The sequence below is a fragment of the Pseudomonas sp. SM4 genome (assembly GCF_051913165.1).
Lineage (GTDB): Bacteria > Pseudomonadota > Gammaproteobacteria > Pseudomonadales > Pseudomonadaceae > Aquipseudomonas.
This window is the reverse complement of record NZ_JBODOE010000011.1, coordinates 93,435-107,127: the sequence shown is the minus strand read 5'-3', so window position 1 is coordinate 107,127 and position 13,693 is coordinate 93,435. Positions and strand designations below refer to the sequence as shown.

The 13,693-nt window shown below is 60.0% G+C and carries 10 protein-coding genes; 5 read left to right on the top strand and 5 right to left on the bottom strand.

From position 1 onward, the window contains the following. Nucleotides 1–90 precede the first annotated feature (90 nt). The 4 genes from hrpA to ACQ4MY_RS20505 all read left to right on the top strand — a co-directional run bounded on the left by hrpA (nucleotide 91) and on the right by ACQ4MY_RS20505 (nucleotide 6,474). Nucleotides 91–4,002: an ATP-dependent RNA helicase HrpA gene (gene hrpA, locus ACQ4MY_RS20520; protein WP_440096286.1), complete on the top strand. Its 3,912-nt coding sequence runs from the start codon at nucleotides 91–93 to the stop codon at nucleotides 4,000–4,002. 389 nt (nucleotides 4,003–4,391) lie between these two features. Beyond that, entirely contained in the window at nucleotides 4,392–5,513 is a 1,122-nt protein-coding gene (locus tag ACQ4MY_RS20515) for a beta-ketoacyl-ACP synthase III (protein ID WP_158835475.1), read from the top strand. Between the two features lie 119 nt (nucleotides 5,514–5,632). Further along, on the top strand, nucleotides 5,633–6,247 hold the full coding sequence (locus ACQ4MY_RS20510; RefSeq protein WP_008086874.1) for an RNA polymerase sigma factor: 615 nt from the start codon (nucleotides 5,633–5,635) through the stop codon (nucleotides 6,245–6,247). Next, complete coding sequence (locus ACQ4MY_RS20505) at nucleotides 6,241–6,474, top strand: anti-sigma factor family protein (RefSeq protein ID WP_440096285.1); 234 nt, start codon at nucleotides 6,241–6,243, stop codon at nucleotides 6,472–6,474. The genes ACQ4MY_RS20510 and ACQ4MY_RS20505 overlap by 7 nt, the downstream gene beginning before the upstream one ends. Nucleotides 6,475–6,624: 150 nt before the next feature. Here ACQ4MY_RS20505 and ACQ4MY_RS20500 read toward each other — a convergent pair whose 3' ends face one another. Then, on the bottom strand, nucleotides 6,625–7,947 hold the full coding sequence (locus ACQ4MY_RS20500; RefSeq protein ID WP_008086417.1) for a putative porin: 1,323 nt from the start codon (nucleotides 7,945–7,947) through the stop codon (nucleotides 6,625–6,627). A gap of 283 nt (nucleotides 7,948–8,230) precedes the next feature. Between ACQ4MY_RS20500 and ACQ4MY_RS20495 the strand changes: the two genes are divergently transcribed. Beyond that, complete coding sequence (locus tag ACQ4MY_RS20495) at nucleotides 8,231–9,355, top strand: GNAT family N-acetyltransferase (protein WP_440096284.1); 1,125 nt, start codon at nucleotides 8,231–8,233, stop codon at nucleotides 9,353–9,355. Between the two features lie 108 nt (nucleotides 9,356–9,463). Here the strand turns inward: ACQ4MY_RS20495 and aqpZ are convergent, their stop codons facing one another. The 4 genes from aqpZ to ACQ4MY_RS20475 all read right to left on the bottom strand — a co-directional run bounded on the left by aqpZ (nucleotide 9,464) and on the right by ACQ4MY_RS20475 (nucleotide 13,679). After that, nucleotides 9,464–10,159 (bottom strand): aquaporin Z, encoded by a 696-nt coding sequence (gene aqpZ, locus ACQ4MY_RS20490; protein WP_440096283.1) that lies wholly within the window; start codon nucleotides 10,157–10,159, stop codon nucleotides 9,464–9,466. 228 nt (nucleotides 10,160–10,387) lie between these two features. Further along, entirely contained in the window at nucleotides 10,388–12,220 is a 1,833-nt protein-coding gene (locus ACQ4MY_RS20485; protein ID WP_440096282.1) for an ABC transporter ATP-binding protein, read from the bottom strand. A gap of 88 nt (nucleotides 12,221–12,308) precedes the next feature. Further along, nucleotides 12,309–12,872, bottom strand: a complete 564-nt coding sequence (locus ACQ4MY_RS20480; RefSeq protein WP_008086426.1) for a peptidylprolyl isomerase A — start codon at nucleotides 12,870–12,872, stop codon at nucleotides 12,309–12,311. 3 nt (nucleotides 12,873–12,875) lie between these two features. Continuing rightward, on the bottom strand, nucleotides 12,876–13,679 hold the full coding sequence (locus ACQ4MY_RS20475; RefSeq protein WP_440096281.1) for an alpha/beta fold hydrolase: 804 nt from the start codon (nucleotides 13,677–13,679) through the stop codon (nucleotides 12,876–12,878). Nucleotides 13,680–13,693 lie beyond the last annotated feature (14 nt).

The window sequence follows — 13,693 nt, the reverse complement described above, 5'->3', positions numbered from 1 at the left end:
CGCCACAAGAGCACCTCGCAGTCGTGTTCGGTGCCGCAAATCTGCGACAATCGGCCCCCTGCACAAATAGACGACCGAATTGCCTACCCGATGACCGACGAATCGCCCTCCATCGACAAACTGCTGAAAAACCTCGACCACGCCATGCTTGCCGACCGTCACCGGCTGCGGCGGCAGTTGCTTGAGCTGCGCAAGAAACCTGACGAGGCCAAACTGGCCCAGTGGGTGACGCGCATGCAGGCGTCCTGTGATCAGGTGCTGGCGCGCAAGGCCAGCCTGCCGGTGATTCGTTACGACGACAGTTTGCCGATTGCCGCCAAGCGCGACGAAATCAAAAAGGCGCTGGAAAAGCACCAGGTGCTGATCATCGCCGGCGAAACCGGTTCGGGTAAAACCACCCAGTTGCCGAAAATCTGTCTGGAGATCGGGCGCGGCCAGCATGGCTTGATCGGCCATACCCAGCCACGCCGGATTGCTGCGCGCAGCGTCGCCAGCCGTGTGGCCGAAGAACTTGGCACGCCGCTCGGGTCGCTGGTCGGCTATCAAGTGCGTTTTGAAGATCAGAGCGATGCCAACACCCTGATCAAGCTGATGACCGACGGCATCCTGCTCGCGGAAACCCAGAACGATCGCTACCTCGAACGCTACGACACGATCATCGTCGACGAAGCCCACGAACGCAGCCTCAACATCGACTTCCTGCTTGGTTACCTGAAAACCCTGCTGCCGCGTCGTCCGGATCTGAAAGTCATCATCACCTCGGCGACCATCGATCTGGAGCGTTTTTCCAAGCATTTCGACGATGCGCCGATTGTTGAAGTCTCCGGCCGTACCTTCCCGGTCGATACCTGGTATCGCCCACTGACGCTGGAGCAGGACGAGGAGGGCAACCGCGTCGAGGATGACCTGACGGTGGATCAGGCGATCCTCGCCACCCTCGATGAAATCGCCGCTTACGAGCGCAGCGAACGCCGCAGTCCGGGTGACGTGCTGGTGTTCCTGCCGGGCGAGCGCGAGATTCGTGACGCTGCCGACATGCTGCGTAAAGCCCAACTCAAACACACTGAAATTCTGCCGCTGTACGCGCGCCTGTCTCCGGCCGAGCAGCAGCGGATTTTCCAGTCGCACCCGGGCCGTCGCGTGGTGCTGGCAACCAACGTTGCCGAGACGTCGCTGACCGTGCCGGGCATCCGTTACGTGATCGACAGCGGCACCGCGCGCATCAGCCGTTACAGCTACCGCGCCAAGGTGCAGCGCCTGCCGATCGAGGCGATTTCCCAGGCCAGCGCCAATCAGCGAAAAGGTCGCTGCGGCCGGGTCGAGCCGGGCATCTGCATTCGTTTGTACAGCGAAGAAGATTTCCTCGGTCGCCCGGAATTCACCGATCCGGAGATTCTGCGCACCAACCTCGCCGCTGTAATTTTGCAGATGCTCCATCTACGGCTTGGCGAGATCACCGCATTCCCGTTCATCGAGCCGCCGGACGGCAAAGCGATCAGCGACGGGTTCAATCTGCTGCAAGAACTCTCGGCAGTGGATCGCAACAGCCAGCTGACGCCGCTCGGTCGCCAATTGGCGCGTTTGCCGGTCGACCCGCGCATGGGGCGCATGCTGCTTGAAGCGGCGAAACTCGGCAGCCTGCAGGAAGTGCTGATCGTCGCCAGTGCGATGTCGATTCAAGACCCACGCGAGCGGCCGCCGGAGCGTCAACAAGCGGCCGATCAGGCCCACGCGCAATGGAAAGACATTGACTCGGACTTCGCCGGATTGGTGAATTTATGGCGTGGTTTTGAAGAACAACGCCAAGCGCTGACAGCAAGCCCGTTGCGCAACTGGTGCCGGAAGAATTTCCTCAACTATCTGCGTCTACGCGAATGGCGCGATTCCCATCGCCAGTTGAGCCTGATCTGCCGCGACATGCAGCTCAGCCTGAACAAAGAGCCGGCGGATTACCCGAAACTGCACAAAGCGGTGCTGGTCGGTCTGCTCAGCCAGATCGGCCAGAAAACCGAGGACGGTGATTACCTCGGCGCGCGTCAGCGACGTTTCTGGATTCACCCCTCGTCGGGCATCGGCAAGAAGCGCCCGCAATGGCTGATGACCGCCGAACTGGTGGAAACCACCAAGCTATACGCGCGCATGGTCGCCAAGATCGACGCCGACTGGATCGAGCCGCTGGCCGGGCACTTGATCAAGAAAAACCACTTCGAACCGCACTGGGAGAAGAAGCGCGGCCAGGTCGTGGCGTTTGAACAGATCACCCTGTTTGGATTGATCGTGGTCGGTCGTCGCCCGGTGCATTACGGCCCGGTCGATCCAGTGGTTTCGCGTGAGCTGTTTATCCGCGAAGGTTTGGTGCGCGGCGAGATTCAGTCGAAAGCCAAGTGTCTAAGCGCCAACAAACAACTGCTGGAACAACTCGACGAACTCGAAGCCAAGGCCCGTCGCCGTGACATTCTCGCCGACGAAGAAACCCTTTACGCGTTCTACGACGCGCGGCTGCCGGCGGAGATCCATCAGACCGCGACGTTCGACAGCTGGTATCGCATCAACAGTCAAAAAGATCCGCAGTTGTTGATCATGCGCGAGGAAGACGTGCTGGCCCGCGAGGCCAGTGAAGTCACCGCGCTGCACTACCCGGACACGCTGCACATCGGCGATCTGGAGCTGGCGCTGACCTATCACTTCGAGCCCAATCACCCGCGCGACGGCGTGACCTTGCGGGTGCCGGCGCCGCTGCTGCCGATGCTGCCGCCGGAGCGTCTGGAGTGGCTGGTGCCGGGGCTGATCGAGGCCAAGTGCATCGCCCTCGTGCGCAACCTGCCGAAAGCGCTGCGCAAGAACTTCGTGCCGGTGCCGGACTTCATCAAGGCTGCGTTGCAACGGATGACCTTTGCCGAAGGTTCGTTGCCGCAAGCACTGGGCCGTGAACTGCTGCGCATGACCGGCGCGCGGGTCAGCGATGAAGCGTGGGCGGAAGCTGAACAAGGGGTTGAAGGGCATCTGCGGATGAACCTGGAAATCGTCGACGGCCAGGGCAAGTTCCTCGGTGAAGGACGTGATCTGGCCGAGCTGACCGCGCGGTTTGCCGAAGCCAGTCAGGCCGCATTGGCGGTGCCGCAAACCGCGAAAAGTCAGCAGCCGGTCGAGGCCAAGGTCTTCGCGCCGGTGGCGGAAAAGACTCAACAGAAGATCGCCGGGCTGTCGATGACGGTGTATCCGGCGCTGGTTGAAGAGGGCGGCACGGTCAAGGAAGGGCGTTTCTCGACGCCGGCCGAGGCCGAATTCCAGCATCGTCGCGCGTTGCAGCGTTTGTTGATGCAGCAACTGGCCGAGCCGGCCAAGTTCCTGCGCGGCAAATTGCCGGGGCAGACTGAACTGGGCCTGCTCTATCGTGAACTGGGCCGAGTCGATGCGCTGATCGAAGACATTTTGCTGGCCAGCCTCGACAGCTGCATTCTTGAAGGTGAAGACCCGTTGCCGCGTGATGGCGCCGGTCTGGCGGCGTTGGCGGAACGCAAACGCGGTGGCTGGACTGAGCACGCCGAACGCGTGGCGCGCTTGACGCTGGAGATCCTCAAGGTCTGGCACGCTCTGCAAAAGCGCTTCAAGGGCAAGATTGATCTGGCGCAGGCGGTGGCGCTGAACGACATCAAGCAGCAGATCAGCCATCTGGTGTATCCGGGGTTTGTCCGCGAAACGCCGATGCAGTGGCTTAAAGAGCTGCCGCGTTACCTGAAAGCGGTCGAGCAGCGTTTCGAGAAGCTTGGCGCGCAGGTGCAGAAGGATCGCGTCTGGAGCGGCGAACTCGCCGGCCTCTGGGCGCAATACCAGGCCCGCGCGGCCAAACACGCGCAGGAAGGCAAGCGCGATCCGCAGCTTGAGCTGTATCGCTGGTGGCTGGAGGAATACCGGGTGTCGCTGTTCGCCCAGCAGTTGGGCACCAAGGTGCCGATCTCCGACAAACGCCTGAGCAAACAGTGGAGCCAGGTAGAACCCTGATCTGGCGTAATCCCCCCGATCCCCTGTGGCGAGGGGATTTATCCCCGCTCGGCTGCGCAGCAGTCGCAAAACCAACACTCTCGGTATGACTAATGAACCGAGGTGTCAGGTTTTGGGGCGGCTTCGCCACCCAACGGGGATAAATCCCCTCGCCACAAAAGTGCGCCCTTGCAGTGAATGGCGGTTGTGCTTGAGAAAGGCGCCAAAAGCCTGCGTTTATGGCAAACTTCGCGACCATAAACGCCGGTTTCGCGACCCAGAGCCTTCGGCGATGTCGCGCAGCGGAATAAAGCGATGCCAGGTTTGTGTCCCCCGGTTGGGAATAGACCCTTTGTGTGTTGGTACGACGGTTCCAGCACTTTCTGCCTGAACAGATTAGAGAAACGACCATGCATAACGTCGTCATCAGCGGCACCGGCCTATACACCCCGGCCAACAGCATCTCCAACGAAGAGCTGGTGCAGTCTTTCAATACCTACGTCGCGCAGTTCAACGCCGACAACGCCCAGGCCATTGCCAGCGGCGAAGTCCAAGCCCTGACCGAATCCAGCGCCGCCTTCATCGAAAAAGCCTCGGGCATCAAGAGCCGCTTTGTCATGGACAAGGACGGCATCCTCGACCCGCAACGCATGGCCCCGCGCCTGCCGGAGCGTTCCAACGACGAATGGTCGGTGCTTTGCCAGATGGCCATCGGCGCTGCCGAACAGGCCCTGCAACGCGCCGGCAAAACCGCCGCTGACATCGACGGCGTGATCGTTGCCTGCTCCAACCTGCAACGCGCCTATCCGGCCATCGCCATCGAAGTTCAGGAAGCCCTGGGCATCCAGGGTTTCGGTTTTGACATGAACGTCGCCTGCTCCTCGGCGACCTTCGGCATTCAAGCCGCCGCCAACAGCGTGCAACTGGGCCAGGCCCGGGCGATCCTGATGGTCAACCCGGAAGTCTGCACCGGTCACCTGAATTTCCGTGACCGCGACAGCCACTTCATCTTCGGCGACGCCGCGACTGCGGTGATCATCGAGCGCGCTGAAACAGCGACGTCCAAGCACCAGTTCGACGTGGTCAGCACCAAACTGCTGACCAAATTCTCCAACAATATCCGCAACAACTTCGGTTTCCTCAACCGTGCTGCGGAAGAGGGCGTCGGTGCCCGCGACAAGCTGTTCGTGCAGGAAGGCCGCAAGGTGTTCAAGGATGTCTGCCCGATGGTCGCCGAGCTGATCGGTGAGCATCTGCAAGAGAACCAGCTCAACGTTGGCGATGTGAAACGCTTCTGGCTGCACCAGGCCAACTTGAGCATGAACCACTTGATCGTGCGCAAACTGCTCGGTCGCGAAGCCACCGAAGAAGAAGCTCCGGTGATTCTCGACACCTACGCCAACACCAGCTCCGCCGGTTCGGTGATTGCGTTCCACAAGTATCAGGACGATCTGGCCGCCGGTTCGCTGGCTGTGCTGAGCTCGTTCGGTGCCGGTTATTCGATCGGCAGCGTGATTCTGCGTAAGCGCTGATTGCGTTTTAAAAGATCGCAGCCTGCGGCAGCGCCTACACGGATGGTATGAAATCCGTTCTTGTAGGCGCTGCCGAAGGCTGCGATCTTTTGTTTTTAACGCTTTGCAAAGAGACGCCAATGGCCGCAATGGACGACACTCAACTGCTCGAACGCCTGTTGGCCGGCGAGCAAAAAGCTTTCAAGGAGTTGGTCAGCACTTACCAGAGCGCCATGCGCGCCGTGGCCTATGCGATTGTTGGCCAGCGTCATGTCGAAGAAGTGGTGCAGGACGCCTGGCTGTCGGTTGTGCGACACATCGCCAGTTTCGAAGGGCGTTCCAGTCTCAAGACCTGGCTGTTGACCATCACGGCCAACTCAGCCAAAAGCCGTTACAAACAAAATCGCCGCGAAGTGTTGATGGATGACCTGCCTTCGCCCCATGGCACCATCGACGACGAGCGCTTTTCTTCCGGCGACGGCCACTGGCTGATCGCCCCGTTCGCCTGGCACCAGGACACACCGGAAGCGCTGCTGACCGAGAGCGAGTTGCGCGACTGTCTGGAACACACGCTGTTGAGCCTGTCGGAACTGCAAAGCAGCGTTTTGCTGTTGCGTGAACGCCAGGGGCTGGAGTTGGAGGAGATCTGTAATCTTCTGGAGATCTCGCTCTCCAATGTCCGTGTGCTGCTGCATCGTGCGCGGCTGAAAGTCTTCGCGACCGTGGAGCATTTTGAGGAGACCGGGGAATGCTGACCTGTAAGGAACAAGTGGCGCGCTCCAGCGATTATCTCGATGGGCAATTGAGCTTTCGGGAAAAATTGATGGTGCGTCATCACTTGATGTTCTGCCCCAATTGCCGGCGATTCATTCGCCAGATGAAATTGGTGCAAGCCACGCTGAAAGCGCTGCCTGAGGAACCTGAAGAAGGCGTGGATGCCTTGGCCGAACGCCTCGCCGAGCAACGCCGCAAAGACCTGTAGGAGCTGCCGAAGGCTGCGATCTTTTGATCCTTGTTTTTAAAGATCAAAAGATCGCAGCCTTCGGCAGCTCCTACAGGGGAATAGCACGGTGCGGGTGAAACGAACGGATGATGGGGATCGTCCTGCCCGCACCGGGCTAAATTGACGCGGTTAGAACTTGGCTTCCGCGTCCAGCTGCAGGGTGTTGGCGTCAGCATCACGCTGGGTACGGCTGGCGAAGTCGGCCTTGGTCAGGAAGTACGTGGCGCCGATGGCAAAGTTCTTGTCGATGTCGTAACCGACCTTGAACTTGTGACCACGGGAACCGGTGGTGCCGTTGGCAAAGTCAGAGTCGGTGAAGGCACCGACCACGGCGTTGCGCTGCACGTCACGATAGTTGTAATCGAGGTTCAGACCGAACACTTTCGACTTGGCACCGAGCAACCATGCCGTGTCCTGATCGGTCACCGCATCGTTGTTCTTTACGTACTGACCGTAGAACGACAGTGGCATTGGCAGGCCGCCGATGTCGAGCTGGCTGAAGCCTTCATACAGACGGAATTCGTTGTTGGCCGAGTTGCCGTTGACGGCCAGGGCGCACGGTGTGGAAGTCCCGGTGCAGCGGCTGTCTTCGTCGTTCTGGTAGGCGTAGACGCTGCCGCCCAGGGTCATTTTCAGATTGTCAGTGATATTGAAGCGGCTACCTAACTGGCCGGCAGTCAGGCGCAGGTCGTGACGGAATTGCACGCCATCGCCGTCGACGTTGTCTTTGAGGTTGTAGTTGCCCAGGCTACCGAACAGTTCGGCGCTGCTGCCCAGTGGATATTTGTAGGTGACAGCCAGACCTTCCGGGTTGATGTCGCTGTCCCAGATGACGTCGCCCATGCTGACCCACGGTTGCAGCATCTTGCCGCCGATAATGTGCAGGTTCTTGATCTGATCCGGGTGGTAGTCGATGTAGCCCAGGTCGAGCCAGATCTGCTTCTTGTCGAAGTAGTTGTCCTGATCCTGGTTGGTCGAACGGGCGTCGTCGCCGCCGCCGGTGGCGATACGGATGCCGGTGTCGACTTGCGGGTTGATCTCGGTGTAGGCGCCGAGACGGGCACGGATGCGCTGACGATCCTTGTCGCGGCCGCCGTTGTTCGGTTCGCCGTCGATCTTGATGGTTTCCTGACGGATACGCACGTCACCCTTGAACTGGGTCTTCGCGGCCCAGGCCAGTTTCTGGTCGAAGGCACTTTGTTCGTTGCTTTTCTTCGCGACCGCTGCAACTTGTTCGTTGGTCTCTTGCTGCGCCTGTTGCGCGATTTGCTGAGCCTTCTGATCCTTGGCCAGTTCAGTTTGCAGTTCAACGTACTGCGCCTGGGAAATCGAACCGTTAGCCTTGAGCATGTCGAGCAGTTTGGCGTCGACTGCAGCACTGGCCGGAACGCTCATGGCCAGTAACAGGCCACCGCACAGGGCCGCCGCAGTTTTCGTGGAAGCAAGACGCATAGCAATCTCCGAAGATGAGAGGGGATGGCTGAACCATCCTGGGCACAACCGACGGTTTTAGCGTCGGAAAACAGTGTCCGGGTAGAACCCGGCGCTCTAAAAACAGGCGCCAGTATCGCGATGGTTTATGACAGCGCAGTGGCACAGTGATGGCAGCTTGATGACGATGTGCAGCGGCCGTGAACTATTGATCTAGAGCGCTGTCGGCCGAATGCGGGTGTGCAATGCCGCACAATCAGCGATACTCGCCGGGCGCTGAAGTCCTGTTGTGGAGAGCTCCTCGATGCCGTTGCAATGCCTGCAAAACCTGTCAGAAATCGCCCCGACGACATGGGACGCACTGGTACCGGACAATCAGCCGTTTCTGCGCCATGCCTTCCTCAGCGCGCTGGAAGACAGTGGCAGCGTTGGCCCGCACACCGGGTGGCAACCGGAGCATTTGCTGCACATCGAGGGCGAACGACTGATTGCCGCACTGCCCAGCTATCGCAAATGGCATTCCTATGGCGAGTACGTGTTCGATCACGGCTGGGCCGACGCCTGCGCCCGTGCCGGCATCGATTACTACCCCAAATTGTTGACCGCTGTGCCGTTCAGTCCGGTCAGCGGCCCGCGTTTGTTGGCAGCCAATGTCGAAGACGGTTTCGAGCTGCTGAAAAGCCTTCCGGGCTATCTGGAAATCGAAGGGCTTTCCGGCGCGCACATCAACTTCACCGACCCGTTCACCGATGCGGCGATGGCCGAGCAACCGGGCTGGCTGCAGCGCATCGGTTGTCAGTACCACTGGCAGAATCGTGGTTACCGCGACTTCCAGGATTTTCTCGACGGGCTCAGCTCGCGCAAGCGCAAGCAGATGCGCAAGGAACGAGAGCAAGTGGCGGGTCAGGGCTTCGAGTTCGAGTGGCTGGAGGGGCGAGAGCTGGACGAGGCGCAGTGGGATTTCGTCTATGCCTGTTACGCCAACACTTACGCGGTGCGCCGACAAACGCCGTACCTGACGCGGGAATTCTTCAGTTTGTTGGCCGAGCGCATGCCCGAAGCGATTCGCGTGGTGCTGGCCAAACAGGGTTCACGGCCAGTGGCAATGGCGTTCAGCCTGGTCGGCGGCGACAGTTTCTACGGGCGATATTGGGGATGCCTGGCCGAGTTTGACCGGCTGCATTTCGAGACGTGTTTTTATCAGGGCATGGAGTATGCGATTGCCCAGGGTTATCAGCGATTCGATGCGGGCGCTCAGGGTGAACACAAACTGATTCGCGGTTTTGAGCCGGTGATCACCCATTCGTGGCACTACCTGCGCCATCCGGGCTTGAAAGCCGCAGTCAAAGACTTCCTCCAGCAAGAGCGCGCCGGCGTTCTCGCCTACGCCGAAGAAGCAAAATCCGCCTTGCCCTACCGCCAAACCTGAATCCCATGTAGGAGCTGCCGAAGGCTGCGATCTTTTGATCCTGGTTTTTAAAAGGCAAGATCAAAAGATCGCAGCCTTCGGCAGCTCCTACGTGGGAATTTGTTGGGCTCAGGTTTGTTCTTTGCCCAGCCAGCGGTAGAGGCCGCCACCCAGCACCGCGCCAATCAGCGGGGCGACCCAGAACATCCACAACTGCGCCAGCGCCCAGCCACCGACGATCAGTGCTGGCCCGGTGCTGCGTGCCGGGTTGACCGAAGTGTTGGTGACGGGGATGGAGATCAGGTGGATCAGGGTCAGGCCCAGGCCGATAGCGATCGGCGCCAGCCCCGGCGGAGCGCGTCTGTCAGTTGCGCCGAGGATGATGATCACAAACATTGCGGTCATCACCAGCTCAGTGACAAACCCCGCCGCCATCGAATACTTGCCGGGGGAGTGCTCGCCGTAACCGTTGGACGCCAGGCCGGCAGCAATGTCAAAACCTTCCTTGCCGCTGGCGATGTACGCGATCAGCGCTGCCGCGAGGATCGCGCCGAGCACTTGCGCGATGATGTAGGCCGGCAACTCCTTGGCCGGGAACCGACCGCCGACAAACAGACCGACCGACACGGCCGGATTGAGATGACAGCCGCTGATGTGGCCGATGGCGAACGCCATGGTCAACACCGTCAGACCAAACGCCAGGGCCACCCCCAGCACCCCGATTCCCAGTGGCGAAGACGCGGCGATTACCGCACTGCCACAACCACCCAACACCAACCAGAACGTACCCAGCAACTCAGTAACTGAACGTTTGAACAGAGACATGAGAAGAGTCCTTGATAGCTTTGCTATCGAGACTGCATCGAGTTGTGCGTCCTTGCAGACTTACGACAGGCTCCCATTCCGGAACCTTGGCTGAGTACAGCAGGGTTTTAACGGATTTCCAGCGGCGACAAAAAGCAAAGATCGCAGCCTGCGGCAGCTCCTACAGAGGAACGCATTCCAATGTAGGAGCTGCCGCAGGCTGCGATCTTTTGATCTTATGGTTTGGGATCAATCGATCCCGACGAACCCGCCGGTCTGATGCGCCCACAGTCGCGCATACAGCCCGCGATGGGCGAGCAGCTCGGCGTGAGTGCCGCTCTCGGCGATCTTGCCGTTTTCCAGCACCACCAACCGATCCATGCGCGCGATGGTCGAGAGTCGGTGCGCAATCGCGATCACCGTTTTGCCCTGCATCAGCGTTTCCAGGCTTTCCTGAATCGCCGCTTCGACTTCCGAATCCAGCGCCGAGGTCGCTTCGTCCATGATCAGGATCGGCGCATCCTTGAGCAGCACCCGAGCGATGGCGATACGCTGCCGCTGGCCACCGGACAACTTCACCCCGCGCTCACCGACGTGAGCGTCAAAACCGGTGCGGCCCTCGGCGTCCGATAGCAGCGGAATGAACTCGTCAGCGCGGGCCTTGTGCACTGCGTCCCAGAGTTCGGCGTCGGTCGCATCAGGTTTGCCGTACAGCAAGTTATCGCGGATCGAACGGTGCAGCAGCGAGGTGTCCTGAGTGATCATGCCGATGCGTGCGCGCAGGCTTTCCTGGCCGACGTCGGCGATGTTCTGCCCGTCGATCAGAATGCGCCCGCCCTCGACGTCATACAGACGCAGCAGCAGGTTGACCAAGGTCGATTTGCCGGCGCCGGACGGCCCGATCAAACCGATTTTTTCCCCCGCTTTGATGTTCAGGTTCAGGTCGCCGATGATCCCGCGCTTCTTGCCGTAGTGAAAATCCACGTGCTCGAAACGCACTTCGCCACGGGCCACTTCCAGCGGTTTGGCATGATCCTTATCGGTGACGCTGACCGGTTGCGAAATGGTCTGCAAACCGTCCTGCACCATGCCGATGTTTTCGAAGATGCCAGTGACCACCCACATGATCCAGCCGGACATGTTGACGATGCGAATCACCAGGCCGGTCGCCAGAGCAATCGCCCCGACAGTGATCAGCGACTGTGTCCACAACCACAGGGCCAACGCGGTGGTGCCGACGATCAGCAGGCCGTTCATGGTGGTGATCGCGACGTCCATGCTGGTGACCACACGGCCGGCCATTTGCGCTTTGACGGTCTGCTCTTCGATGGCTTCCTTGGCGTAGTGCTGTTCGAAATTGGTGTGGGCGAACAGCTTCAGCGTGGCGATGTTGGTGTAGCCGTCGACGATGCGCCCCATCAGTTTCGAGCGCGCGTCGGAGGCTTCCACCGAGCGTTGTTTGACCCGTGGCACAAAGTAGTAGAGCGCGCCGATATAGGCGACGATCCACGTCAGCAGCGGGATCATCAAACGCCAGTCCGCCTCGGCGAACAGCACCAGCGCGCTGATCGCGTAGATCACTACGTGCCACAGCGCATCCACTGCTTGCACCGCCGAGTCACGCAGCGAGTTGCCGGTCTGCATGATGCGCTGGGCGATGCGCCCGGCGAAGTCGTTCTGGAAGAAATTCAGGCTCTGTTTGAGCACGTAGCGGTGGTTCTGCCAGCGGATCATGCTGGTCATGCCGGGGCTCAGCGTCTGATGCACCAGCAGGTCGTGCAAGCCGAAGAAAATCGGCCGCAGCACCAGCGCCACCACCACCATCCACGTCAGTTCGAAGGCGTGGTCGTGGAAAAAATTCGGGTTGGGCGTGCCCTGGGCCAGGTCGATGATGCGGCTCAGGTAACTGAACAGCGCCACTTCGATCAGCGCGGCGAACAGGCCGACGACGAGCAGGGCGGCAAAGCTCGGCCAGACTTGTTTGAGGTAATAGGTGTAGAAGGGCCAGACACGATCGGGAGGTGACGCCGTCGGGGCGTCACGGAATATGTCGATCAGTTGTTCAAAACGGCGATAGAGCATCAGATAACCGCCCGGAATCCGGGCTCTCCTTTTATCGGTGTGAGCGGCGTGAGGTTGAATTCACGCCGCTCGATTCGCCCTGTACAGCTTAGTCGATGACTTTGGCCGACTTGATGATCACAGGGTCGGAAGGCACGTTTTGCATGCCGCTTTTGGTGGTGGTTGGCGAGTTGACGATGATGTCGACCACGTCCATGCCCTTGACCACTTTGGCGAACACCGCGTAACCGGCGTCACGGCCCGGGTCGAGGAAGTCGTTGTCCTTCACGTTGATGAAGAACTGGCTGGTGGCCGAGTCAGGGTTGGAGGTGCGTGCCATCGACAAGGTGCCGCGAACGTTGTGCAGGCCGTTGCTGGCTTCGTTCTTGATCGGCGCCTTGGTGTCTTTCTGTTGCATCTGCGGGGTGAAACCGCCGCCCTGAGCCATGAAGCCCGGGATCACGCGGTGGAAAATGGTATTGGTGTAGAAGCCGCTGTTGACGTAATCGAGAAAGTTTTTGGTACTGATCGGCGCCTTGACCGGATCCAGTTCGATTTCAATCTGGCCGTTGGTGGTGTCGAGCAGCACGTGCGGCGCTTTGGCGGGAGTCGCGGCCATCAGGTTGGCGGCAAACAGCACGGTACCAGCGGCGAGGGCGAGTTTTTTCAGCATGGGTCAGTGATCCTGAGATTGAAGGTCGGCTGTGGCGAGAAACGCCAGCAGCGTTTGATTGAAGCGTTCGGGTTGATCGAGCGGGGTGGCGTGGCGCGAATCGGCGATCACTACCAGCCGCGCATCGGGCAGCAGTTTTACATAGGTTTCTTTCAGCGCGACGGGTGTGTAGTCACGGTCGGCGCTGACGATGAGGGTTGGACAGGTCACTCGGGAAAGTCGTTCCTGAACGCCCCAGCCCACAATCGCATCAAAGCTGGCGAGATAAGCACGTTTGTCGTTTTTTGCCCAGCGCTCGGACATCTTCTGCCGCAAATCAGCCTGCTCGGGTTTGGGGAAAAGTTTGCCGCCAAGGGCCTTGCCGATCGTGGCGAGACTGAGCACGCGCATCAGGCTCCAGCGCTTGAACCACTGCCAGTAATCGTCGCGGCTGCGCAATTTGACTTCCGGCGCGCTGTTGACGATGGTCAGGCTCTTGAGCATTTGCGGATGATCGACGCCGAACTGAAAGCCGATCATGCCGCCCATCGACAGCCCGGCGTAATGCACCGGGCCAAGGCTCAGATGCTCGATGAGCGCGAGCAGATCGGCGCTGAAGCCGGCGATGCTGTAGCGCTCACGGGGTTTGTCCGAGCGCCCGTGGCCACGTACATCCGGGACGATCACCCGGTAATGCGCGGCCAGTGCCGGGATCTGCAGTTCCCAGTCCAGCGTGCTCGAACCGAGCCCGTGAACCAGCAGCAACGGCGTGCCGTGGCCGTATTCCTCGTAGTGCAGGTTGCAACCTTCGTGCTCGAAATAGGCCATCGGTGAACTCCGTG

Coding starts and splice junctions, on each gene's coding strand:
- ACQ4MY_RS20510 (WP_008086874.1), top strand. CDS start 5,633: ATGGCCGCAATGGACGACACTCAACTGCTCGAACGCCTGTTGGCCGGC.
- ACQ4MY_RS20515 (WP_158835475.1), top strand. CDS start 4,392: ATGCATAACGTCGTCATCAGCGGCACCGGCCTATACACCCCGGCCAAC.
- ACQ4MY_RS20505 (WP_440096285.1), top strand. CDS start 6,241: ATGCTGACCTGTAAGGAACAAGTGGCGCGCTCCAGCGATTATCTCGAT.
- ACQ4MY_RS20500 (WP_008086417.1), bottom strand. CDS start 7,947: ATGCGTCTTGCTTCCACGAAAACTGCGGCGGCCCTGTGCGGTGGCCTG.
- hrpA (WP_440096286.1), top strand. CDS start 91: ATGACCGACGAATCGCCCTCCATCGACAAACTGCTGAAAAACCTCGAC.
- ACQ4MY_RS20480 (WP_008086426.1), bottom strand. CDS start 12,872: ATGCTGAAAAAACTCGCCCTCGCCGCTGGTACCGTGCTGTTTGCCGCC.
- ACQ4MY_RS20495 (WP_440096284.1), top strand. CDS start 8,231: ATGCCGTTGCAATGCCTGCAAAACCTGTCAGAAATCGCCCCGACGACA.
- aqpZ (WP_440096283.1), bottom strand. CDS start 10,159: ATGTCTCTGTTCAAACGTTCAGTTACTGAGTTGCTGGGTACGTTCTGG.
- ACQ4MY_RS20485 (WP_440096282.1), bottom strand. CDS start 12,220: ATGCTCTATCGCCGTTTTGAACAACTGATCGACATATTCCGTGACGCC.
- ACQ4MY_RS20475 (WP_440096281.1), bottom strand. CDS start 13,679: ATGGCCTATTTCGAGCACGAAGGTTGCAACCTGCACTACGAGGAATAC.